The sequence below is a fragment of the Afipia sp. GW823-FHT06G09 genome (genome assembly GCF_058794875.1).
This window is the reverse complement of the sequence record NZ_JBXAHF010000002.1, coordinates 705,190-726,360: the sequence shown is the minus strand read 5'-3', so window position 1 is coordinate 726,360 and position 21,171 is coordinate 705,190. Positions and strand designations below refer to the sequence as shown.

19 protein-coding genes are annotated in these 21,171 nt (G+C 62.5%); 6 read left to right on the top strand and 13 right to left on the bottom strand.

The window, feature by feature from the left end; translation table 11 throughout:
* Positions 1-24: 24 nt before the first annotated feature.
* Together AC1Q67_RS11075 and AC1Q67_RS11070 are read right to left on the bottom strand one after the other, a co-directional pair.
* On the bottom strand, positions 25-762 hold the full coding sequence (locus AC1Q67_RS11075; RefSeq protein WP_492234090.1) for an SDR family oxidoreductase: 738 nt from the start codon (positions 760-762) through the stop codon (positions 25-27).
* 71 nt (positions 763-833) lie between these two features.
* Positions 834-2,045: an ABC transporter substrate-binding protein gene (locus AC1Q67_RS11070; RefSeq protein ID WP_492234091.1), complete on the bottom strand. Its 1,212-nt coding sequence runs from the start codon at positions 2,043-2,045 to the stop codon at positions 834-836.
* A gap of 227 nt (positions 2,046-2,272) precedes the next feature.
* Between AC1Q67_RS11070 and AC1Q67_RS11065 the strand changes: the two genes are divergently transcribed.
* The gene (locus AC1Q67_RS11065; protein ID WP_492234092.1) at positions 2,273-2,770 is read left to right on the top strand and encodes a winged helix-turn-helix transcriptional regulator; all 498 of its coding nucleotides are present in this window, start codon (positions 2,273-2,275) and stop codon (positions 2,768-2,770) included.
* Positions 2,771-2,780: 10 nt separating this feature from the next.
* On the opposite strand, the gene AC1Q67_RS11060 is transcribed toward AC1Q67_RS11065, so the two are convergent.
* The gene (locus tag AC1Q67_RS11060) at positions 2,781-3,380 is read right to left on the bottom strand and encodes a DUF2239 family protein (protein WP_492234093.1); all 600 of its coding nucleotides are present in this window, start codon (positions 3,378-3,380) and stop codon (positions 2,781-2,783) included.
* A 142-nt stretch (positions 3,381-3,522) separates the two neighbouring features.
* Between AC1Q67_RS11060 and AC1Q67_RS11055 the strand changes: the two genes are divergently transcribed.
* Positions 3,523-4,188 (top strand): glutathione S-transferase family protein, encoded by a 666-nt coding sequence (locus AC1Q67_RS11055; protein WP_492234094.1) that lies wholly within the window; start codon positions 3,523-3,525, stop codon positions 4,186-4,188.
* Here AC1Q67_RS11055 and AC1Q67_RS11050 read toward each other — a convergent pair.
* On the bottom strand, positions 4,185-5,081 hold the full coding sequence (locus tag AC1Q67_RS11050) for an amidohydrolase family protein (protein ID WP_492234095.1): 897 nt from the start codon (positions 5,079-5,081) through the stop codon (positions 4,185-4,187). The two genes, AC1Q67_RS11055 and AC1Q67_RS11050, sit on opposite strands and share 4 nt — an antisense overlap.
* A 157-nt stretch (positions 5,082-5,238) precedes the next feature.
* Here AC1Q67_RS11050 and AC1Q67_RS11045 point away from each other — a divergent pair, with 157 nt between their 5' ends.
* Positions 5,239-5,916: a nitroreductase gene (locus AC1Q67_RS11045; protein WP_024576828.1), complete on the top strand. Its 678-nt coding sequence runs from the start codon at positions 5,239-5,241 to the stop codon at positions 5,914-5,916.
* A gap of 37 nt (positions 5,917-5,953) precedes the next feature.
* Here AC1Q67_RS11045 and AC1Q67_RS11040 read toward each other — a convergent pair whose 3' ends face one another.
* From AC1Q67_RS11040 to ggt, 4 genes are all read right to left on the bottom strand, one after another.
* Positions 5,954-6,820 (bottom strand): L,D-transpeptidase, encoded by an 867-nt coding sequence (locus AC1Q67_RS11040; protein WP_492234096.1) that lies wholly within the window; start codon positions 6,818-6,820, stop codon positions 5,954-5,956.
* A 27-nt stretch (positions 6,821-6,847) separates the two neighbouring features.
* Positions 6,848-7,864 (bottom strand): amino acid ABC transporter substrate-binding protein, encoded by a 1,017-nt coding sequence (locus tag AC1Q67_RS11035; protein WP_492235665.1) that lies wholly within the window; start codon positions 7,862-7,864, stop codon positions 6,848-6,850.
* A gap of 257 nt (positions 7,865-8,121) precedes the next feature.
* A complete protein-coding gene (locus tag AC1Q67_RS11030) occupies positions 8,122-9,420 on the bottom strand; it encodes an MFS transporter (protein WP_492234097.1) in 1,299 nt (432 codons plus the stop codon).
* A 144-nt stretch (positions 9,421-9,564) separates the two neighbouring features.
* A complete protein-coding gene (ggt, locus tag AC1Q67_RS11025) occupies positions 9,565-11,310 on the bottom strand; it encodes a gamma-glutamyltransferase (RefSeq protein WP_492234098.1) in 1,746 nt (581 codons plus the stop codon).
* 147 nt (positions 11,311-11,457) lie between these two features.
* On the opposite strand from ggt, the gene AC1Q67_RS11020 reads away from it, so the two are divergent.
* On the top strand, positions 11,458-12,873 hold the full coding sequence (locus tag AC1Q67_RS11020) for an MFS transporter (protein ID WP_492234099.1): 1,416 nt from the start codon (positions 11,458-11,460) through the stop codon (positions 12,871-12,873).
* Here the strand turns inward: AC1Q67_RS11020 and purH are convergent.
* The 3 genes from purH to AC1Q67_RS11005 all read right to left on the bottom strand — a co-directional run bounded on the left by purH (position 12,870) and on the right by AC1Q67_RS11005 (position 17,968).
* Complete coding sequence (gene purH, locus AC1Q67_RS11015; RefSeq protein WP_492234100.1) at positions 12,870-14,462, bottom strand: bifunctional phosphoribosylaminoimidazolecarboxamide formyltransferase/IMP cyclohydrolase; 1,593 nt, start codon at positions 14,460-14,462, stop codon at positions 12,870-12,872. The genes AC1Q67_RS11020 and purH overlap by 4 nt on opposite strands.
* 139 nt (positions 14,463-14,601) lie before the next feature.
* Positions 14,602-16,356 (bottom strand): heparinase II/III family protein, encoded by a 1,755-nt coding sequence (locus tag AC1Q67_RS11010; RefSeq protein WP_492234101.1) that lies wholly within the window; start codon positions 16,354-16,356, stop codon positions 14,602-14,604.
* A gap of 262 nt (positions 16,357-16,618) precedes the next feature.
* A complete protein-coding gene (locus AC1Q67_RS11005; protein WP_492234102.1) occupies positions 16,619-17,968 on the bottom strand; it encodes an RsmB/NOP family class I SAM-dependent RNA methyltransferase in 1,350 nt (449 codons plus the stop codon).
* 252 nt (positions 17,969-18,220) lie between these two features.
* Here AC1Q67_RS11005 and AC1Q67_RS11000 point away from each other — a divergent pair, with 252 nt between their 5' ends.
* Both AC1Q67_RS11000 and AC1Q67_RS10995 read left to right on the top strand, forming a co-directional pair.
* Entirely contained in the window at positions 18,221-18,445 is a 225-nt protein-coding gene (locus tag AC1Q67_RS11000) for a DUF1674 domain-containing protein (protein WP_024576836.1), read from the top strand.
* Between the two features lie 71 nt (positions 18,446-18,516).
* The gene (locus tag AC1Q67_RS10995) at positions 18,517-19,113 is read left to right on the top strand and encodes a thermonuclease family protein (RefSeq protein ID WP_492234103.1); all 597 of its coding nucleotides are present in this window, start codon (positions 18,517-18,519) and stop codon (positions 19,111-19,113) included.
* A 178-nt stretch (positions 19,114-19,291) separates the two neighbouring features.
* On the opposite strand, the gene AC1Q67_RS10990 is transcribed toward AC1Q67_RS10995, so the two are convergent.
* Both AC1Q67_RS10990 and AC1Q67_RS10985 read right to left on the bottom strand, forming a co-directional pair.
* Positions 19,292-19,804 (bottom strand): L,D-transpeptidase, encoded by a 513-nt coding sequence (locus tag AC1Q67_RS10990; RefSeq protein WP_492234104.1) that lies wholly within the window; start codon positions 19,802-19,804, stop codon positions 19,292-19,294.
* A gap of 234 nt (positions 19,805-20,038) precedes the next feature.
* Positions 20,039-21,166: a Kelch repeat-containing protein gene (locus AC1Q67_RS10985; protein ID WP_492234105.1), complete on the bottom strand. Its 1,128-nt coding sequence runs from the start codon at positions 21,164-21,166 to the stop codon at positions 20,039-20,041.
* Positions 21,167-21,171 lie beyond the last annotated feature (5 nt).

Below are 21,171 nucleotides of genomic sequence, written 5' to 3'. Positions count from 1 at the left end.
GCGTGATGCTCGGCAGCTATGCGCTTACCATTTCTCGCCGAACGGACGGATCTCGAGTTCGAATGTCCAGGCGCTGCGCGGCTGCTGGTAGAGCAGCCAGTAGGATTCCGCGACCGACGACGGCGGCATCAGCAGGTCGGGATTGTCCAGCGCGCCGGGGCCATTGGCCTCGATGCGCCGCTGACGGACCCATTCGGTATTCACGCCGGAATCGATGATGAGGTGAGCGACGTGGATGTTCTGCGGTCCGAGTTCGCGCGCGGTCGCTTGCGCCACGGCGCGCAGGCCGAATTTGGCGCTGGCAAAGGCAGCGTAGCCGGATCCGCCGCGAAGGCTGGCGGTGGCGCCGGTGAAGAAGATGTTGCCCTTGCCGCGCGGCAGCATGACCCGCGCAGCTTCGCGTCCGGCCAGGAAGCCGGAGTAGCAGGCCATTTCCCACACCTTGCGGAAGACGCGTTCGGTGGTGTCGAGAATTGGGAAATTGACGTTGGCGCCGATGTTGAAGATGCAGACTTCGAGCGGCGCATGCTTGTCAGCATCCGTGATGAAGGAGACGATCTCCTCTTCCTTGCGCGCATCGAGCGAGCGGGCGTGGATCTCTCCGCCTGCGGCCTCGATTTCCTTCACCAGCGGTGCAAGCTTGTCGCCGTTACGGCGGCCGGCGAATACCGTGAAGCCTTCAGAGGCAAACTTCTTCGCAATCTCGGCGCCGATATAGTCGCCGGCGCCGATGACCGCCACGGTCGCATTTCTCTTGGCCAAGGTCCGTCTCCTGTTAACAGAGGGTTTGCTGTTGTCGCGGTGCGGCAGGCTCTGCCGCGCCATTCAGATTATCACTTCGCGTCGTCGTTGATCAGGCCGCCGACCAGATCCCACGCCTTGCCGTTCCATCGCTGAAGATTGAGCTGGGTGTACATCTTGTTGTTGGTGGCGCTGGTGTTGACGACGATTCCGGGCAGCGACATCGGCAGTGCAAGCCCCTTGATGTTGCGGGTCTGCTTGAGGATGTTCTCGCGCGACAGATCATTGCCGCACTGCTTGAGCACTGTTTCCAGAATGACGCCCTGGTGCAGGCCGGTGAAGTAGTTGCTGTCGGCCAGATCCGCGCCCGGCATGTTCTTTTCCATGAACGCGCGGTACATCTGGACGCCCTTGTCGCCGGCCCATTTCGGATCGTCCGGATCTTTGCGATAGGTCGCGGTCATCACGCCGGTTGAGATATCGAGGCCTGCAGGCGCAAGGACCGCGGCGATCGAACTCGAGATCAGGTTGGTGATGAACAGCGGCTTCCAGCCGGATTCGTGAGTCTTGCGGATCGCCTGCGCCGCGAATTTCGGTGTGCCTGCGAACAGCATCACGGTCGCGCCGGTGCTCTTCAGCGACACGATCTGCGAATCGATGGTGGGTTGGCTGACTTCATAGCTCGAGGTCACGACCTTGCTGTCGAAAGCCTCTTTCAGTTCGGATTTGAAGCCCGCGATGAAGTCCTTACCCAGATCGTCGTTCTGGTAAAGGATGGCGATCTTGGCGTTAGGCATTTCCTTGGCGAGATAACGCGCATAGGCCCGCGACTCGGTGTCGTAGCTCGGCAGCCCTGTGGTGATCATCGGGTATTCATTGTAATCCGTGAAACGCGTCGCGCCGGTGACGATGAAGGCCTGCGGAATTTTCTTTGCGGCGAGATACTTCGCGATGGCCAGATTGCTCGGCGTTCCGAGAGTCGAGAACATGAAGGCGACTTCGTCGGATTCCACCAGCTTGCGGGTGTGCTCGACAGCTTTCGGAGGGCTGTAGGAATCGTCCATCGCGATCAGATTGATCTTGCGCCCGTTCACGCCGCCCTGTTCGTTGAGGACGTTGACATAGGCGATCAGCGCCTTTCCGACCGCGCCCAGCGCCGAGGCCGGGCCGCTGAAGGGAAAGACTGCTCCGACCTTGATCTCGGTTGCCGTCACCCCTGGCGCGTCGGCTGCTGCGACCGGAGCGGACAGCCCGGCAAGCAACAGGGCCGCCACGGTGGCCTTGAGTGCGGTTCTCCTCAGCATCGGTTCGTCTCCCTTTGGTCTGATTTTTCGCTGTTTGAAGCGCGTGCCGGTTCTGATCCGGATCTCTCTTGCTTCGACCAATAGAGTTCTAATATAGAACTGTCAATGAGAAGTGATCTGAGTGCAATGTGTTGCGATGCACAAACACCAGGCTTCAAATCCATCCACGATGGAGGTATAGTAAATATCAAATCGGAATGGACGACCGATCATCGCGGAGATGCGGTATGAAGTGGGAATCCCTTGAAGACGAGGCCTGTTCGGTAGCGCGCACGGTGTCCGTCATCGGCGATCGCTGGACGCTGTTGATTTTGCGCGATTGTTTCCGCCGCATCCGGCGGTTCGATGAATTTCAGTCGCGGCTCGGCATCACGCGGCACCTGCTGGCCGAGCGTCTCAGGAAGCTCGTACGTCAGGGCGTTCTTCGCCGCGTCGTCTATCAGGAGCGCCCGAAGCGTTACGAGTACATCCTGACGCAGAAGGGTCTTGAACTGCATCCGATCATGATGGCGATCGTCCATTGGGGCGATGTTCACATGGCGGACGAACGCGGACGGCCAGTGCTTCATCAGCACAAGAGCTGCGGTCATCACTTCGATCCGGTGATGACGTGCTCGGTCTGCAACGAGCCGCTCTCCGCAAAGGAAGTGCACGTGCATCCGGGACCAGGCGCTGACCAGTCAAAGCTCGCATTGCCTTCGATCGAACAGCAGATCCTCGATTGATACGAGGTTGCTAAGCGGTCTCGAATGCGATGGCCGCCAGCCGTCTGACATGATCGCGCACATCGGCGGGCCATCTGGAAATCGAAATATCGAAGCGTGGCTGGTCGCCCGCATAGAGCGCGCGTAGCGCGTCTTCATAATGCGGCTGGTCCCCGGCCATCGCCGTCATGAACCGGTGCAGCGATTCCTGCCCCTCGCGCGCGCGATCCCTGGCCGCATTTGCTCGCCGCGCTTCTTCGACGAGTTTGCGGATCGCGACCGACGCGCCCCCCGGCTGGAGCGACAGCCATTCCCAGTGCCGCGGCAACAAGGTGATTTCGCGCGCGACGACCCCAAGCCTCGGCCGGCCCGGTCCGCGCGGCGCAGCTTCTTCTGCCGCTTCATGGTCCTGAGCAGGTGTGCGGCGCGCGACACGCTTCTGCACTTCGGCAAGCGATCCGCGCAGATCGACCTCGGCGGGCCGGCTGGTCGCTGCGTCGAAAATCAAAAGGCGTGCATCGCCATTCTTCTCCAGAGCCTGTTTGGCTTTTGCTGCGACAAGCTGAGGGTCGCCCAGACCAAGGCATCGGTTGCCCTCAAAGGCGATCATGACGGCGGGAAGGGGATGCATGGCTTGTCCTCAAGACTCATTGGCTGAAGTATTTACCCGGGTAAAAATGGTCTGTCAATATATCCGGGTAAAATTCCATCTCGACTTTCCGGAAACAGGCTGTCACCACTGATGCCCCGCAACGAACCATGACCGGCGCCTCATGCTCACAGTTCATCACCTGAATAACTCCCGTTCGCAGCGCGTGCTCTGGCTGCTGGAAGAACTCGAGGTGCCGTATGAAATCGTGCGCTATCAGCGCCAGCCGTCGATGCTGGCGCCGAAGGAGCTGCGTGCGATCCATCCGCTGGGAAAGTCGCCGGTCATCACCGACGGCGGCAACACCATCGCGGAGTCCGGTGCGATCGTCGAATACATCATCGATACCTATGGCAATGGCCGCCTGATCCCGCCGCCGAAAACGCCGGAGCGGCTGCGCTATACCTACTGGCTGCATTACGCCGAAGGCTCGGCAATGCCGTTGCTTTTGCAGAAGCTGCTGTTCACGCTGGCACCGAGGCGCGCGCCGGCATTGATGCGGCCGCTGCTGATGCCGGTGTTCGGCAAGATGCTCAACACGCTGGTCAACCCGCAGCTCAAGCAGCACATCGCGTTCTGGGAAGGCGAACTCGGCAAGAGCGAATGGTTCGCGGGCAATGATTTCACCGCCGCCGACATCCAGATGAGCTTTCCGCTGGAAGCCGCTTCCGCACGCGCGGGTCTTGATGAGAGTTCGCCGAAGGCATGGGCATGGCTGCAACGCATCCACGCGCGTCCGGCCTACAAGCGTGCTCTGGAAAAAGGCGGGCCGTATCAGATCGGGCGCTAGGTCACCGCCGGAAATCCAAACAGCCGCTGCGGATTATCGACCAGAATGCGGTTGCGCAGATTGCTGTCCGGCACCCAATCCGCCAGGAGATCGAGCAGGTCCGACACGCCCATCATCACGCCCCAGTTGGCGACATGCGGCCAGTCCGATCCCCAGACACAGCGGTCGGGCGCGGCAGCCACAAGATTATGCGCGAACGGAGTCGTGTCGCGATAGGGCGGACCCTCGACGGTGTTGCGATAGGCGCCTGACAATCGCACCCATGCGCCGTCGCGCACCAGCGACACCAGCGTCCGGAATCCTTCGTTCTCGATTCCGCGGCTTGTCGGAAAGTGTCCCATGTGATCGATCAGGAATGGCACCGGCAGTTTCGACAGGCGCGGCGCAAGCTCCGGCAACTGCCGTGCATCGACGAGGAATTGCAGGTGCCAGCCCATCTCGCGGCACAAGGATGCATAGCTCTCGACCTGTTCGAAGCCGATGCCGCCGCCGTACAGCACATTGATGCGCAAGCCGACCACGCCGGCGTCCTTCAGCGCGGCACGGTCCTTCTCGGCACAGTCCAGCGGAATCACCGCGATGCCCCGCAGGCGCTGACGGTGCGCGCGCAGCGTATCCACCATCAGGCGATTGTCGGTGCCGTGCACGCTGACCTGCGTGAGTACGCCGTAGGTCATGCCGATGGCATCCAGCATGGTGATGTAATCGCGCGCGGTGGCTTCCGGCGGCGTGTAACTGCGCGCTGCGACGAACGGATAGTCTGGCGGGAGACCGATGACGTGCGCGTGAGTATCGACAGCACCGCGGGGGACTTGAAAACGAGAACCGGTGCGCTGCTCCGGCGGAGGGCCCGGACATGGCCGAGCTTCGGCATCACGGTCTTTCGCTTGCATATCGGCTTCTCCTCGGAGCTCTCGGCATCGGCAGATCTGCCTTGCGCAAAAAAGCGAACATACCGCCTGCCTGTTGACGCCTCCCGTCTTGCACGAAGGCCGACGAACCGCAAATATCCAGCCAACCTCAGGTATCATCCAAAGGAATTCCAGACCAATGAAGTTTGATGACGTTATTCTCGGCCGCCGCAGCATCCGCGGGTACAAACCGGATCCCGTGCCAAAAGCGCTGATCGAGGAAATCATCGGTTTGGCGATGCGCGCGCCGTCATCGATGAATACTCAGCCCTGGAATTTTTACGTCATCACCGGCGAACCGCTGAATCGAATCCGTGCCGGAAATACGGAACGGATGGTGGCAGGCGTGCCGCAGTCGCGCGAGTTCCGCACGGGTCAGGCTTTTACCGGCCCACACCGCGACAGGCAGGTTGGCGTTGCCAAGCAACTGTTCTCCGCAATGGGCATCGCGCGCGATGACAAGGACATGCGCCAGGACTGGGTTCTGCGCGGCTTCCGTCAATTCGATGCGCCTGTGTGCATCATCGTGACGTATGACCGCATTCTGGACGGCAGCGACGATACGCCCTTCGATTGCGGCGCTGTGGCGACCGCTCTGGTCAATGCCGCCTGGTCTCGCGGACTTGGCGCGGTGATCAACAGTCAGGGCATCATGCAGTCGCCCGTGGTGCGTGAACATGCCGGCATAGCCGACGATCAGGTCATCATGAAAAGCATCGCACTGGGATGGCCGGATGAAACTTTCCCGGCAAATGCGGTGGTGTCTGAGCGAAAGTCAGTGGAAGAAGCCACGGTGTTCGTGGGTTTCGACAACTAGTCTCCGATGAGTTGCACCTTGCCAGCCTCTGAGATTGTTAGCTGACGAAGATAACCCGGGCCTCCAGCGAGACGCGGCGATAGAGGTCCTCAACGTCATCGTTCACGAGCCGAATGCACCCGGACGAGACGAGATGTCCGATGGTTTTGGGCGAGTTCGTTCCGTGAATGAGAAGGCTCGGCCTGTCGGTGACAAGTGCGCGGGCGCCAAAAGGATTTCCGGGACCGCCGGCCATCGGGCGGAGCGCCGCGACATCCTTTGCGACGCTGGCGCTTGAGGGTGTCCATTCGGGCCATTCGAGCTTGTTCGTGACGCGATAGAGTGTTCCCGATTTCAGGCACTCCTGTGCGATTCCGATGCCGTAGCGACGAGCCGAATTGTTTGAGTCGATGAGATAGAGGAAGCGGTTTTCCCGGTCGACAACGATGGATCCGGGAATGATGGTGGTCCGGTAAAACACGACCTGACGCTGAAATGCGAAAGGCAGGTCCGCAGCCGAAGAGCCGCCATCGACGCCGGGGTTCAGATCCGCCATGACGGTATCGGTGCTGCCGCGTGCCGTCGCGGCGCGGGGCTTCTTGCTTGCCATGTAGTCGTAGGCGAAAACGGACAAGCCGATGACGGCAACGATTCCGCCCGCGATGAGAGCCATCCGGCCCCAGTTCACGCCCGGCGACAGCGTTCTGACTGCTGCCGAAGATTGCTCTTCACTGAATTCGTCAGCGATATCGCTTTCGATGCGCCGGACTGCATCCTCAAGCGCAGCGACGTGAGACGCCGCGGCCTGGGGTGCCAGGTTGGATCTCTCGATGAGGGCGCGTGCATCGTCGTAAATCCTGTCGCGCGCCGCTGCATTCTTCCCCGCGACGGCTTTTGACAACAACGCGAAGTAATCCACGTTCATGATCTCACTCCATGAACTATCTGAGAACTATCTGACCGGAGGCGCGTACTGGATTCCACCCTGCGTCCAAAGCGCGTTCAGACCGCGTGGAATGCTGAGTCTGGACTGCGTCCCCACGTTCCTTTCATAAATCTCGCCGTAGTTGCCGACAGCCCGGACAGCGCGAACGGTCCAGTCTTTGGTCAGTCCGAGCTGCTCGCCGAATTCGCCTTCGGTGCCGACCAGCCTGCGGATGTCGGGCTGCGGCGACTTCATCGCATCGTCAATCGACTTCGACTTAACACCGAGTTCCTCAGCGTTGATCAGGGAGTAAAGCGTCCACTTGATCAGATTGAACCACTGATCGTCGCCCTGGCGCACGGCCGGCCCAAGCGGCTCCTTCGAAATCACCTCGGGCAGGATGATGTGACTGTCAGGCGACGAGAGCTTGAGACGCTGGGCATAGAGCTGCGAGACATCGCTTGTCAGGACATCGCACTTGCGGTCGTCATAGGCTTTCAAGGCCTCGTCGGAGGTCGGAAATGTCAGCGCCTTCAGGTCCATGGTGTTGGCCCGGAAGTAGTCCGCCAGATTCATCTCCGTCGTCGTGCCGCCCAGGGCGCAAACGGTTTTCCCGCCAAGCTCCAGTGCGGTATCGATCTTGGCGTCCCTGCGCAGGAGAAAGCCCTGACCGTCATAATACGCGACGGCGGCAAACATCACGCCGAGCGAACCTTCCCGCGACAGCGTCCAGGTCGTGCCGCGCGACAGCACGTCGATTTCATTCTTCTGGAGGGCAGTAAAACGAGACGCCGTATCGAGGGGGACGAAGGTTACTTTCGCAGGATCATCGAAAATGGCGGCGGCCACGGCACGGCAAAAGTCGACGTCAAAGCCGGACCATGCATCCTTGTCATCCTTGCTTGAAAAGCCGAGCAGGCCTTGACTGACCCCGCAATTCAGCGTCCCGCGGTCCTTGACCGACTTCAATGTCTGAGAGTGAGCGCAATACACAGGCACCAAAGAACCGGCCAAAACAAGAAGGCTCAGAACTTTAGAGCGAATCTTGAAGCGAGAAAGCATTTGGGTCCTTTTGATCAGTTGGGACGGTGTGCCGTTTCTTGGTCTGGACGCCTCAGCAGGGTAGCATCGCCGGAATACCGGTGACGTCGCCGGGGCATCCGTCGCTACTGTTCCGGAGAACCATTCTCACTGCAACCATTACAGTTTGAAGAAAACCGGCCGGATCGGGATGGTGCGGCCCTGACAGCGCCTGAGGCCCCGGACATGCCGGGGCCTTCCTTGCTGCCGAGCCGATCGGATCAGGCGTCGGCGTGAAGAATTCGACCGCGGGTTTCCGGCAGGGCGAACGCCGCCAGAAAGAACAGCCCATAGGCTAGCACCGCGAAAATGCAGATCGCATTTCCGAGCGATGTCGATGTGGACAGCCAGCCGACAAGGAACGGAAACAGCGCGCCGATGCCTCGTCCGAAATTGTAGCAGAAGCCTTGCCCCGATCCGCGCAGCCGTGTCGGATAAAGCTCCGTCAGGAATGCGCCCATGCCGGAGAAGTATCCCGAAGCGAAGAAGCCGAGGGGGAAACCCAGCAGCCACAGCACCTCATTGGTCAGCGGCAATTGAGTATAGGCGAGAACGACGGCCATCGCGCCAAGCGAGAAGGTCAGAAACAGATTGCGCCGTCCGATGCGGTCGGCGAGCCAGGCGCCGACCAGATAGCCGACGAACGAGCCGATGATCAGCGCCGCGAGATACCCGGTGGAGCTGACAATCGAGAGCTTGCGTTCGGTGGTGAGAAAGCGCGGCACCCAGAAGGTGATGGCGTAGTAGCCGCCCTGACAGCCGGTCGCCGCCAGTGAGGCAAGGATCGTGGTCTTCGCGATGGAGCCTGAGAAAATTTCCCAGAGTGCCGGGCGGTCGCCGGAAACCTTCTGTTTCGCCAGTGTTTCAGCGGCGACCTTGGGTTCTTCCACGTAGCGGCGCAGAAAGAACACCAGCAGCGCGGGCAAGGCGCCGATCGCGAACATCCAGCGCCATGCGACTTCCGCCGGCAGATAGGAGAACAGCACAGCCTGCGACAGTACGGCGAGACCCCAGCCGACGGCCCAGCCGGACTGTACCGAGCCCACGGCGCGGCCGCGATACTGCGGACGGATCGCTTCGCCCATCAGCACCGCGCCTGCGGCCCACTCGCCGCCGAAGCCGAGGCCGAGCAGGGCGCGCGCGACCAGAAGCTGGTCGAAGTTCTGCACGAACGCGCAAACCAGCGAGAAGAACGAAAACCAGATGATGGTGATCTGCAGCGTCTTCACGCGGCCGATGCGGTCGCAGAGATATCCGGCGAGCCAGCCGCCGACGGCGGATGCCAGCAGCGTGACCGTCCCGGCGAGACCTGCTGTGCCCGGATCGACCTTCCACATCGTGATGATGGTGCCGATGACGAGCGGGTAGATCATGAAATCCATGCCGTCGAGTGCCCAGCCCGAGGCGCAGGCCCAGAATGTGCGCCGCTCCGGCGTGTTCATGTCGCGGTAGAAGGCAAGAAGGCTGGTGTCTTCGATGGGCGCGACTTCAATCGCGCCTGACGGCTGAACGTTCGTCATGGATACTCCCCAGATCCGCGGCCGTGTTTAGTGCCCTGCGCTTGCCGCAACGCACAGGACTTCAGGCTCTTTGTTGTGCGGCAAATTCTACGCGGATCATTTTACCTGTCATCAGGCAAATGAGGAAAAGCAGTCTGAATGTCTCTAATAGCCGGCAGCTTCCGCTCCGCGTGTGCGCGGATCGGGTGCGCCGAGCAGCCCATCGGGCGTGACGGCGATCGAGTTGGCCGAGGTCTGTCCGAGCGGTTCAATCACGCGATGCCCACGCTCACGCAACGCAGCAAGTGTCGCCTCAGGGAATCCGCGCTCGACGCGGACCTCGTCGGGCAGCCATTGATGATGCAGCCGTGGGGCCGATACGGCCGAGGCGACGTTCATCTCGAAGTCGATGGAATTGAGGATCACCTGAAGCACCGCCGAGATGATCCGGCTGCCGCCGGGCGAGCCCGTCACCAGCACCGGCTTGCTGTGCTTGAGAACGATGGTCGGTGACATCGAGGACAAAGGCCGCTTGCCCGGGCCGGGCAGGTTGGCCTCGAAACCGACGAGGCCGTACGCATTCGATGCGCCGGGAGCTGCGGTGAAATCGTCCAGCTCGTTGTTGAGCAGGACGCCGGTGCCGTCTGCAACGAGACCGACGCCGTAGCTGAAATTCAGCGTGTAGGTGTTGCTGACGGCGTTGCCGTCCTTGTCGACCACGGAATAGTGCGTGGTGTTGCTGCCTTCGCGAGGTGGCGCCGCGGTCGCTTCGCTCCAGGGCGTTGCCTTCGCAAGATCGATGGTGGCGCGCTGCTTGGCGGCGTAGTCCTTTCCGATCAACTGGAACGTCGGCGCATTGACGAAAGCCGGATCGCCGAGATAGCGCGCGCGATCGGCATAGGCGCGCTTCATGGCTTCAATGGAAATGTGCAGGGCATCGACAGAACCCGCGCCCATGTCGCGCAGCCTGTAACCCTCTAGGATGTTCAGCGTTTCGATCAGCACCGTGCCGCCGGACGACGGCAGCGGCATGGATACAATGTCGAAGCCGCGATAGGTGCCGCGCACCGGCGCGCGGACGATCGGTTCATAGGTTTTCAGGTCGTCGCGCGTGATGATGCCGCCTGCGGCCTGAATGCCTGCGGCCAGCTTTTCGGCAACCGGTCCGTCGTAGAAGCCGCTCGTGCCTTGAGCGGCAATCGCTTCCAGCGTCGCCGCAAGATCCCTTTGCACCAAACGATCGCCCGGTTGGAGCGACGTGCCATCGGCGCGCGAAAAGATTTTTGTGCTCGACGGCCATTTCGCGAGCCGCCGATGCCAGTCTGGCAGCGTGTCGGCGGTGTCGTCGGCGATCACGAACCCGTCGCGCGCCAGTGGGATGGCCGGTGCGATCAGATCCGCGAGCCTGAATTTTCCGGAGCCATATTTTTCCAGCGCCAGCGCAAGTCCCGCGACAGTGCCAGGCACGCCAATGCCGAGCGCCTGATCGCGCGACTTCTTGGTGTCGGGCTTGCCGTCGTCTCCCAGAAACATGTCGCGCGTGGCTGCGGCCGGCGCGCTCTCACGATAGTCGATGGCGATATCTTCGTTGCCGTTTGCCAAGTGAATCATCATGAAGCCGCCGCCGCCAATATTTCCCGCGCGCGGGTAGGTAACGGCCATGGCGAATCCGGTGGCGACAGCGGCATCGACCGCGTTGCCGCCGCGCGCCAGAACGTCACGGCCGATTCCGGCCGCGATGCGCTCCTGCGCAACCACCATGCCGTTTTTTGCGGTAACCGGGCGAACGGCTTCGATCGCAGGCGGTGTGTAATATCCGTGTCTGGAATCCTGTGCGACGGTGGGCGCAATCAGCAGGCAGATTGCGCCTATTGAGAAGACGAGCGCGCGGCACGTGGTAAACAGGCTCATAGGCTTCTCCGGCAAATCGCGTCTCCACGAAGCGAACTTCAGATTCAGGACACTGGGTAAAAACACGATGGCAATTGAACCGCTGCACTATATGGTTTTGCGGCGGCGGCGGACAATGTCCGCGCTGATTCGGCAGGAAATTCGATAATGGCTCAAGCTCTTCCGGCGCATGACAGTCACGCAAATGTGTCGCCGAAGATTTATCCGCCGCGCTCGGCGGTTCTGGGCTGGATTTTGTTCGACTGGGCCGCGCAGCCTTATTTCACCCTGATCACCACGTTCGTGTTCGCGCCGTACTTTGCCTCGCGTGTCGCATCCGATCCGGTCACGGGACAGGCGAGCTGGGGATATGCGACCGCCGCTGCGGGCCTCGTCATCGCGATGCTGTCGCCGGTGCTTGGCGCAATCGCCGATGCCGGCGGTCGCCGCAAGCCCTGGATCGCGGTGTTCGGTGCGCTGCTTGTGATCGGATCGTCGCTGATGTGGATCGGCAAACCCGGCGATCCATCGATCATCGTGCCGTTGCTGATCGCTTACGGGATCGCGACCATCGGCGTCGAATTCGCAACGGTGTTCAACAACGCGATGATGCCGACACTGGTGCCGCCGGAACGCATCGGGCGATTGTCAGGCACCGGATGGGCCACCGGCTATGTCGGCGGAATTCTCAGTCTGGTTCTCGTGCTCGGCTTCATGGCTGCAAATCCGGTCACGGGCAAAACGCTGTTCGGTCTCACGCCGATCTTCGGTCTCGATCCCGCAACGTTTCAGGGCGATCGGCTCACCGGGCCGCTGACCGCGGTCTGGTTCATGATCTTCGTACTGCCGATGTTTCTGTTCACGCCCGATCACGCGGCGAAGACACCGGCGCGCGGCGCGGTGCGCGAAGGCCTGCGCGAACTGCGTGAGACGCTGGCGCGATTGCCGAAAACACCATCCATGCTCGCGTTTCTGATCGCGAACATGATCTACATGGACGGCCTCGTGTCGCTGTTCGCGTTCGGCGGCATCTATGCCGCAGGGACCTTCGGCTGGAACACGATCCAGATCGGCACCTTCGGCATTCTGCTGGCGATCTCCGGCACCATCGGTGCGTGGCTCGGCGGCCGGCTTGATGACAAATTAGGGCCGAAAACAGTTGTCGCGGGCAGCCTGCTGATTCTTCTCGGCGCGATTGTCGGAATACTGCTGATCGATCGCGATGCGATCTTCTTCATTCCGGTGACGCCGCCGGTGCCGAACGGGCCGTTGTTCGCAGCACCCGCTGAAAAAGCCTATCTCGCGCTCGGATTCCTGATCGGCCTTGCGGCAGGCCCGATGCAGGCGGCGTCGCGCACCATGCTGATCAGGCTCGCACCGAAAGATCGCATCACGCAATGCTTCGGACTGTTTGCCCTGACAGGGAAAGTCACGTCGTTCTTCGGACCGCTGCTGATCGGTATCGTGACGGACGTGGCCGACAGCCAGAAGGCCGGAATGGCCGTTCTGGTGCTGTTTTTCGCCGGCGGCCTCGCCCTTCTGATGCGGGTGAAGGCCCAGTCGGTTCGCGCGCTTCCGGCTTAGTGCTTGAAGTGCCGCGTGCCAGTGAAGACCATGGCAATGCCATGGGCATCGGCGGCCTCGATTACTTCGTTGTCACGCATTGAGCCGCCGGGCTGAACCACAGCCGTTGCGCCGGCCTCGATTGCGACCAGCAAGCCGTCCGCGAACGGGAAGAAGGCGTCGGATGCCACCACCGACCCCTTGGTCATGGGTGCTGCGAGCCCAAGCTCCTTCGCGGCATCTTCCGCCTTGCGAGCGGCGATGCGGGCCGAATCCACCCGGCTCATCTGCCCGGCGCCGATGCCGACGGTGGCGAGATTCTTTGCGTAAATGATGGTGTTTGACTTGACGTGCTTGGCGACACGGAAGGCGAAGCGCAGATCGTTCAGTTCGGCATCGGTCGGTGCGCGCTTGGTGACGGTCTTGAAAGTCATATCATCGACCACCGCATTGTCGCGCGTCTGCACCAGAAGGCCGCCCGCGACCGTCTTCGTGGTCAGTCCCGCGGCGCGCGGATCGGGCAGGCCGCCGGCCAGCAGCAGGCGCAGGTTCTTGCGCTTGCCGATAATGGCGATGGCTTCATCCGTCGCATCCGGCGCGATGATCACCTCCGTGAAGATTCCTGCGACGGCATTGGCCGCGTCGGCGTCGAGCGTGCGATTGAACGCAATGATGCCGCCATAGGCCGATGTCGAGTCGCAGGCCAGCGCCTTGCGATAGGCTTCGGCAAGGTCCTTGCCCTCGGCGACGCCGCAGGGATTGGCGTGCTTGACGATGACGCAGGCTGCGGTGCGCTTCGTATCGAACTCCGCGATGGCCTCATAGGCCGCATCGGTGTCGTTGATGTTGTTATAGGACAGCTCCTTGCCCTGAAGCTGGCGCGCGGTGGCGACGCCGAAGCGGCGGTCGGGAGTCTTGTAGAACGATGCCTGCTGATGCGGGTTCTCGCCATAGCGCAGCGCCTGGATCAGCTTGCCGCCGAAAGCGCGGAAATCAGGCGCATCGATCTTGAGCTGATCGGCGAACCAGTTCGAGATCGCCGCGTCGTAAGCGGCCGTTCGTGCGTAGGCCTTCTGCGCAAGCTTTTTGCGCAGGGTGAGCGTGGTCGCGCCCTTGTTGGCGGCGAGTTCATCCAGCACCGTCTGATAGTCGGACGCCTCAACAACCACAGCCACGTCGTGATGATTCTTCGCCGCGGCGCGGATCATGGCCGGGCCGCCGATGTCGATGTTCTCGATGCAGTCGTCCTCGGAGGCGCCTTTGTCCACCGTCGCTTCGAACGGATAGAGGTTGACCACCAGAAGATCGATCGGCGCGATGCCGTGTTCCTTCATGCTGCGGGCGTGATCGGCGTTGTCGCGGATCGCCAGCAATCCGCCGTGCACGTTCGGGTGCAGTGTCTTCACCCGGCCATCCATCATCTCGGGGAAACCGGTCAGGTCCGACACGTCCCGCACCTTGAGGCCGGCATCCGCAATGGCCTTGGCGGTGCCGCCGGTGGAGACCAGTTCGATGCCGTGACCGGCGAGCGCGCGGGCGAATTCGATCAGCCCGGATTTGTCGGAAACGGAGAGGAGTGCGCGCGCAATGCGGCGCGGGTGGTCAGCCATAAGGTGCGTCCTGGTTCGGATAGGTGTTGCTCGCCGGTAGCATGGTTTTTCGCCCGGCAAAACCACCAATCCACGCACTTTTCGTAACGATTTTTGCCGCTTTTTCGATCCGTTCCGGGCTTGCGGCGGGGACCTGCGCCTACAGCGGCAGTTCCGGCTCGCGCCTGGCATCGCGGCGGGCACTGGTCACCGCTGCCGAGGCGGAGGAGCGGGTGAAGCTCCAGCGGATGGTCGGCGAGTCCTTCCGGTTCTGCCGGATCACGATCTGGGCGGTGCGGCGCGGCCCGTCGGAGCCTGCCAGGAAGACGCTGTCTTCAAGGTCGACCTTGTCGTTCACCGCCTCGAACGTCCACACGTCGCGGTTGGGCAGGACGAGCATCACGCCGCGGGCATCGGACAGGCGGCTGGCCTTCACCGCCGGATGCAGATGAAACCGCAGTACGTAATCGTCGGGCTTGTTGCGTGTCGAGGAACCGGACGCGTTCAGCAGCGTGTCCTCGCCCTCGAGCCGGCTGCCGTCGTTGGACAGCGTCAGACTGCGCTGATGCACCACGCCGAATTGGCGCGCGTAAGCGTCATGGGTTGCGGTCAACTGGATGCCGTCGTTCGCGGCCTCGCGAAACACGCCGACATTGGACGGCCCGCTGACGATCGGCGCGCCTTGCAGCATCCGTTTCATCGCCGGCAACTCGATGAACTGGCACGACGAGGTCTCGTGGCAGATCAGCGTCGAATGCGCAGCCGTCGAACGCGCAAAGGCGCGCCAGTTGTCGCGGCCGGTTGAAGGAATGCCGCAATTCACCACGATGCGGCCTGTGCCGGACGACAGTTCGAACGACAGGCAGCCCGCATGGGCGTCGCGGCTCACTGCCGGTGGCGGTGGTGCGCCGGTGTCCATGATGACGGCGGTGTTGCCGGCATCGAGGCGCTGGAAGCCCGAATGCGGCATATTCGACATCGGAATGCCGTGAGTGTCGTCATAGGCCAGCAATGTCGCGAGCAGGCCGGACGGCGCGCTGCTCATGCCGTTGAACAGCGCGAAGCTGCCGTCGCCGTGGCGGAAGAAGCGCAGCATCGGCATCATGCGGTCGATGGCGTTCAGCAATGCCGGAGGCGGCGCGATGTTGCGGGCGGCGAACGTCTGGCGCAGCGGCAGCAGATCGGGCAGCAGTTCGATCAATGCGCCGGGATTGCGCGAAATGTGCCCGCCGTCGGGGAGCAATTGCCGCTGCAGTTCGTCCGACAGTTTGCGCGAGGAGGTGCGGATATGCTTGGCCTGATTGGCGAGGCACAGCGATGCGTAACACAGCGCGATCAGCACCTGGAGACGCGGCACGCCGTCGGGAATATCCACCATCGTGTAGCGCAGATAGCGGATCTCGCGGGTCAGGCTGCGCAGGAAACGGCGATAGAATTTCCCGTCGGCGTCGTTCAGCACCAGCGGCGCCTGCGAGAGCAGCGAGATTACGCGCCGCGCCAGCACATCGGCGCGCCAGCCCACGCCGCGTTTGCGGATCGGCTTTGAAATCCAGTCGTCGATCAGGGCGCGCGCGTTGGCGCGGGTGATGGCGGAATCCGCGGCGCGCAGATGGCGCAGCCAGCCAAAGCCGAGCAGATTGGCTTCCCAGTCTTCCGACGGCGGATCGAGTTCGAAGATCGACCGGCCGTGCGAGGTGACGATCTTTCCGGCGAAGACGAAACGCCCTGCATAGATTTCCGACGCGCGGGTGGCATCGACGGTGCGAAGATCATTCGGCGCGATCAGCAGCCGATCGGTGCGGCCGGGCCAGAAGCGCGACAGCGCGACAGACTTGCCGCTGGCGCGTGCGAGTACGTTCCGCGCGGCGCGGCCAAGCAAAAGAGACGAGATGCGTCGTCGGTAAGCGACCGCCACGTGCGCCCTTGTCCTGAATCACGCCGGTGGCCGGATTAAAGGCCCGTTGCCGAACGCGATCGTTCCCCACAAAACGGAGCATTCCTCCCCCGAAACTCACGCCGGCGACGAGCACGCCATACCGTGAGGGAATCTCCGCGACTCTTTGTAGTCCGGAAATGCCTGTAAGGCACCCCCGACGCAACCCCGGGGAAGCCCATTGACCCGGGCATGTGGATCACGAGCGTTTGGCGGTTGCCGCGAATCACATGCGGGTCGGTATTCAGGATTTGATGAGACGGGCGGCGTAGAATCCGTCGAGACCGCCGAGCCGCGAATCGGCATGGGCGAGATGCGAGGGCAGGGTGCGGATGTCGCCGTCCGCTGTAAGAATTTCGTCCAGTCCCGCGACTTCATCCCGCCCGACCGGTGCACGGCGCAGGCCCGATTCGGCCGCAAGGACGCTTGCGACGGCCTGCTCGCCTTCCTCGGGCTCCAGCGAACAGGTGCAATAGACCAGAGTTCCACCGGGCTTGAGCAATGTAGCCGCTTTTTGCAGCATGCGTTTCTGCACGGCGGCCAGCGCGCCGATGTCGGTTTCCTGTTTCAGCCATGCGACATCGGGATGACGCCGGATCGTTCCGGTCGCAGCACACGGTGCATCGATCAGCACGCCGTCGAACAGTTCGCCTGCCGGCGGCTGCCATTCGATCGCGTCAGCCACTGCGGTGCCCGCCTCGAGAGAGAGCCGCGCCAGATTTTCGCGCAGGCGCGCGATGCGGTTCGGCGAGCGGTCGACCGCCGTGACCCGTGCGCCGGCATGGACCAGTTGCGCGGTCTTGCCGCCGGGCGCCGCGCACAGATCGGCGATGGCCTTGTCTTTAACGTCACCGAACAGCCGGGCCGGCATCGCGGCGGCGGCATCCTGCACCCACCACTGGCCTTCGTTGAACCCGGGAAGCATGGTGACGGAGCCATGCAGCAATGTGCGCACGGTGCCGGTCGCGAGCGGCTCGCCATGCAACCGCGTCGCCCAGCCATCGGGATCGGATTTGACTGTGAGATCCAGCGCAGGTTCGATGCTGATGGCGGCAGCCATCGCGCGCGTTGCTTCTTCGCCATAGGCCGCGATCCAGCGCGCGACCAGCCATGGCGGCAGATCGAGCATCTGCGATTTGACTTCGTCGATCAGCGGCTGGCCTTCACGCGCACAGCGCCGGAGCACGGCGTTGACGAGACCGGCATATTTCGCCGCCCGCCGGTCCGCCTGCACAAGGCGCACCGACAGATCGACGGCAGCGTGATCGGGAACATCCATCCACAGGATCTGTGCCGCGCCGATCAGCAATGCGCTCTGCGCACGCGGCGCATCGCTCGGAATGCCGCGATCGAGCAGCCGCGACAGGACGTGGCCGAGCGTGCCGAGCCGCCGCAGAATCGTCGCAACCAGCCGGCGCATCAGCGCGCGATCGCGATCCGCCAGCGTTTTCAGTCCGGGATGCGCACCCGGACCGTCGAGCTGATCGTCGAGCATGCGATGCTTGTGCAGCACACCGTCGAGAATATCGGCCGCAATCCTGCGCGCTGCGAGGCCGGGCACCTCGGTGGGCGGGACAAATCTCGAAGGCTTCATGCGTGAAAAAACATTCGCTGGGAGGAGAAACGCGACAAATGTCGAACCGGACATGACGTCGTGCCATCGGAATATGCCAAATGTAAGAATTGGTCCGTTTCTGAATCGCCTTGTCTGAAACATCTTTGGAAAATGTGAGCTGGTTCACGGACAGATGGCTCGCCTGCGTCAGACTGCATCGGCCACAGGGTCTTGATCGGACGCGTTGCCGGTCTAGATTGACTTTGGCTCTGACCACCGGGAGTGTCAGCCATGACCCAAGATTCAACCCATTCCGAACCGGCCGTCGCAGGCACGGTCGTGCCGCGTAAACCGTTGTCCCCGCAGGCGCAGCGGGCGCTTGCGGAAGCCGAAGAGCGGCGATCCAGAGCCGCGCAGGACAACACCGCTCTCGCAAAAGAGGTTCAGGGCCCCAAAGGGCTGGAGCCGACCCGATACGGGGATTGGGAGCACAAGGGGCTTTGTTCGGATTTCTGACCGTACGCACGACTACGGATGCGCCGGTTCCGCGCTTGCGGGCAGGGGTCTTTTGATCCTATTCTAGGCATATGTTCCTAGATCGGTCACTTCATCGGGTACCCCGGCATCCGTACCACGGTTCACCGCCCTGGCTGCTTGGCCTGATTTTTGTCGCCGGCATCGCAACTGGAACTGTGGTTCCGCTCAAGGATCATTTGCCCGGGGCGCGCTCGTCCACCGCGTCCGCGAATCCTTCAGCATCGAGCCCGGCCCAACAGCCCGTACCTCAGACATGGAGCCGTGACGGCAATCCGGGCGTGCGTCATTCCGTCGAGGTAGTGCGCGTGGTCGACGGCGACACATTCGAGGCGCGCGTTCATCTGTGGCCCGGACTGGAAATGACGACACGGGTCCGGCTTCGCGGCATCGATGCGCCGGAAATGAAAGGCGCCTGCGCGGAAGAATTCCGGATGGCGGAAGCGTCGAGCGAAGCGCTGCGTGCGCTGCTTGCCGACGGCGATGTTGCGATCTTCAATATCGGTCCCGACAAATACAACGGACGCGTCGTCGCCGATGCCGCGACGCGTCGAACGCCGAGCGTTTCCGGTGCATTGCTCGCATCGGGCCATGCGCGTCCATACCAGGGCGGCAAGCGCGGCGGCTGGTGTTGGCTATCCGCCAGATAAGAACTGGCTCTGGTAAGAGTTTCCAGTTGTCATTGCGAGGAGCGTAGCGACGAAGCAATCCAGCTTCTCTCTCAAGAGTGGATTGCTTCGCTTCGCTCGCAATGACGGTGGGAGACGTCGCCGGCCAATAAAAAAGCCGCGTCATCACGCGGCTTTTTGCATTCCCGGAAACGGGACCTCAGCGCGAGGTGACCACCACCGGCGTGCCGACCTCGACGCGCTCGAACAGATCGCTGATGTCCTGATTGTACATCCGCACACAGCCGTAAGAGACATAGCCGCCGACGGAGTTCGGACGGTTGGTGCCGTGGATGGCGTATTCGCCGCCGGCCAGCGTCATGGCGGCGACGCCCATCGGATTGGATGGTGAGCCGCCGGGAATGACGTCCGGGATGCTCGGATTGTCGCGCTTCACGTCCGCAGGCGGCGACCATGCCGGCTGACGATATTTTCCATCGATGCGGGTGGCGCCGGCCCACTGCTTGCCGGCCTTGCCGACACCGACCGGGTAGCGCAACGCGCGTCCCTCGCCGAGGACAAGGTAGAGTCTGCGTTCGTTGGTCTTCACCACAATGGTGCCCGGCGCATAGCCGTCGGGAGAGGCCACCAGCGATGGCGCAGCCTGCGCCGCGGTTCCTGACAGGCCGATGGCCATGGTGACGGTGAAAGCCACCGCGAGTTGACGCAACATTGCAACCTCCAAAACACTTTCAAGCATCGCAGGCCATGCCTGGTCGCGGAACCCTGATCGAATTCGCCAGTCTGGGGCAGAGGCTTCAACAGGCGGTTTCCGCGAACCCCATGGGCGGATCGAACGCGACCTTAAGAAGAAAATTCCCGCGGCAAAGTAAATGCCCGGAAAACAACACCCGCGCCCAAAGGCGGCGGGAACGGGTGACATTTTTGTGAGTGCGGCCGATGGCGCTCAGGCGAGCGTGAAGGCTTCGTGCACCGCGGACTGTACCGCGCCGCCGGTAACGGCGCCGCCGCCCGCGACATAGATCCAGTCGCCCATCGTCACCGCGCCGACCGCATGACGCGGCGTCGGCATCGGTGCGTGGCTCTGCCATGTGTCAGTCTTCGGATCGTAGCTCTCCATCTGGCCGAACACCTTGCCTTGCGTGATCTGACCTTTGGAGATGAGACCGGCTTCGCCGCCCATCGCGAACAGCCGGTCGCGGTATACCACAAGCCCGTGACCGGAGCGCGTGGTCGGCAATGGCGCGCGCGTCTCCCATGTGTCGCGGTCCGGCAGGTACACATGATGCAGCTTGGTGTTGTATTCGAAGGTGTTGAAACGCCCGCCGACGATGTGAATGAGTCCATTGTACGCGACGCAGCCGACATGATCGCGTGCACCGGGCAGCGCTTTCAGCGTCGTCCATTTGTCGGTCTTCGGATCGTAGACCTCGTGCCATCCGACGCTCGCGCGTTCCATGGTTGGCTCCGACGCGCCGCCGATCAGGTGAACGCGGCCGTTCAACACAACGGCAGCGCCTGCACCGCGCGGACGCGGCAGCGGCGCGATCCTGTCCCAGCGATTGGCCGCGACGTCATAGGCGTAGGCGTTGTGATCGGGATTGCGATTCTGTTCGATGAAGCCGCCGAGCGCGTAGACGCGTCCGGCATCGGCGGCGACGGCGACATGGTTGGCGCCGCGCGGCAACGGCGCGCCGTCGAACCAGGCGTCCTTGGCCGGATCGTAGATGTGATGATAGGTGCGATCGACCCGGCCTTCGCCGTAACCGCCGACGATATGCGCGCGCCCCGCCCATTCGGTGGCCCATGCCATTTCGCTGCGGGGAAGTGGCAGCGCCGCGCGGGTCACCCAGCGGCCGGGCGGCCCCTGTGGCGCAGGGCTTTGCGTGACGCGCTGTGCCTGTTCGTCCGGTGAAATGTGATGCGGCGCGTTGGTGCGAAGGCCGGTGAAAGGTTCGGACGACGGTGGGGCCTGCGGCAGCGGCGCATGCTGATGTTGTGTGTGCTGCGCGTGCACCGCTGTTGCGCCGAGCGCGAGCGATGCGGTCCCTGCAAGGAACGTTCTGCGATCCATGCCGG

Coding starts and splice junctions, on each gene's coding strand:
- AC1Q67_RS11070 (WP_492234091.1), bottom strand. CDS start 2,045: ATGCTGAGGAGAACCGCACTCAAGGCCACCGTGGCGGCCCTGTTGCTT.
- AC1Q67_RS11050 (WP_492234095.1), bottom strand. CDS start 5,081: ATGCAAGCGAAAGACCGTGATGCCGAAGCTCGGCCATGTCCGGGCCCT.
- AC1Q67_RS11045 (WP_024576828.1), top strand. CDS start 5,239: ATGAAGTTTGATGACGTTATTCTCGGCCGCCGCAGCATCCGCGGGTAC.
- AC1Q67_RS10995 (WP_492234103.1), top strand. CDS start 18,517: ATGTTCCTAGATCGGTCACTTCATCGGGTACCCCGGCATCCGTACCAC.
- AC1Q67_RS11065 (WP_492234092.1), top strand. CDS start 2,273: ATGAAGTGGGAATCCCTTGAAGACGAGGCCTGTTCGGTAGCGCGCACG.
- AC1Q67_RS11060 (WP_492234093.1), bottom strand. CDS start 3,380: ATGCATCCCCTTCCCGCCGTCATGATCGCCTTTGAGGGCAACCGATGC.
- AC1Q67_RS11020 (WP_492234099.1), top strand. CDS start 11,458: ATGGCTCAAGCTCTTCCGGCGCATGACAGTCACGCAAATGTGTCGCCG.
- AC1Q67_RS11005 (WP_492234102.1), bottom strand. CDS start 17,968: ATGAAGCCTTCGAGATTTGTCCCGCCCACCGAGGTGCCCGGCCTCGCA.
- AC1Q67_RS11040 (WP_492234096.1), bottom strand. CDS start 6,820: ATGAACGTGGATTACTTCGCGTTGTTGTCAAAAGCCGTCGCGGGGAAG.
- AC1Q67_RS10990 (WP_492234104.1), bottom strand. CDS start 19,804: ATGTTGCGTCAACTCGCGGTGGCTTTCACCGTCACCATGGCCATCGGC.
- AC1Q67_RS10985 (WP_492234105.1), bottom strand. CDS start 21,166: ATGGATCGCAGAACGTTCCTTGCAGGGACCGCATCGCTCGCGCTCGGC.
- AC1Q67_RS11055 (WP_492234094.1), top strand. CDS start 3,523: ATGCTCACAGTTCATCACCTGAATAACTCCCGTTCGCAGCGCGTGCTC.
- AC1Q67_RS11030 (WP_492234097.1), bottom strand. CDS start 9,420: ATGACGAACGTTCAGCCGTCAGGCGCGATTGAAGTCGCGCCCATCGAA.
- AC1Q67_RS11000 (WP_024576836.1), top strand. CDS start 18,221: ATGACCCAAGATTCAACCCATTCCGAACCGGCCGTCGCAGGCACGGTC.
- ggt (WP_492234098.1), bottom strand. CDS start 11,310: ATGAGCCTGTTTACCACGTGCCGCGCGCTCGTCTTCTCAATAGGCGCA.
- purH (WP_492234100.1), bottom strand. CDS start 14,462: ATGGCTGACCACCCGCGCCGCATTGCGCGCGCACTCCTCTCCGTTTCC.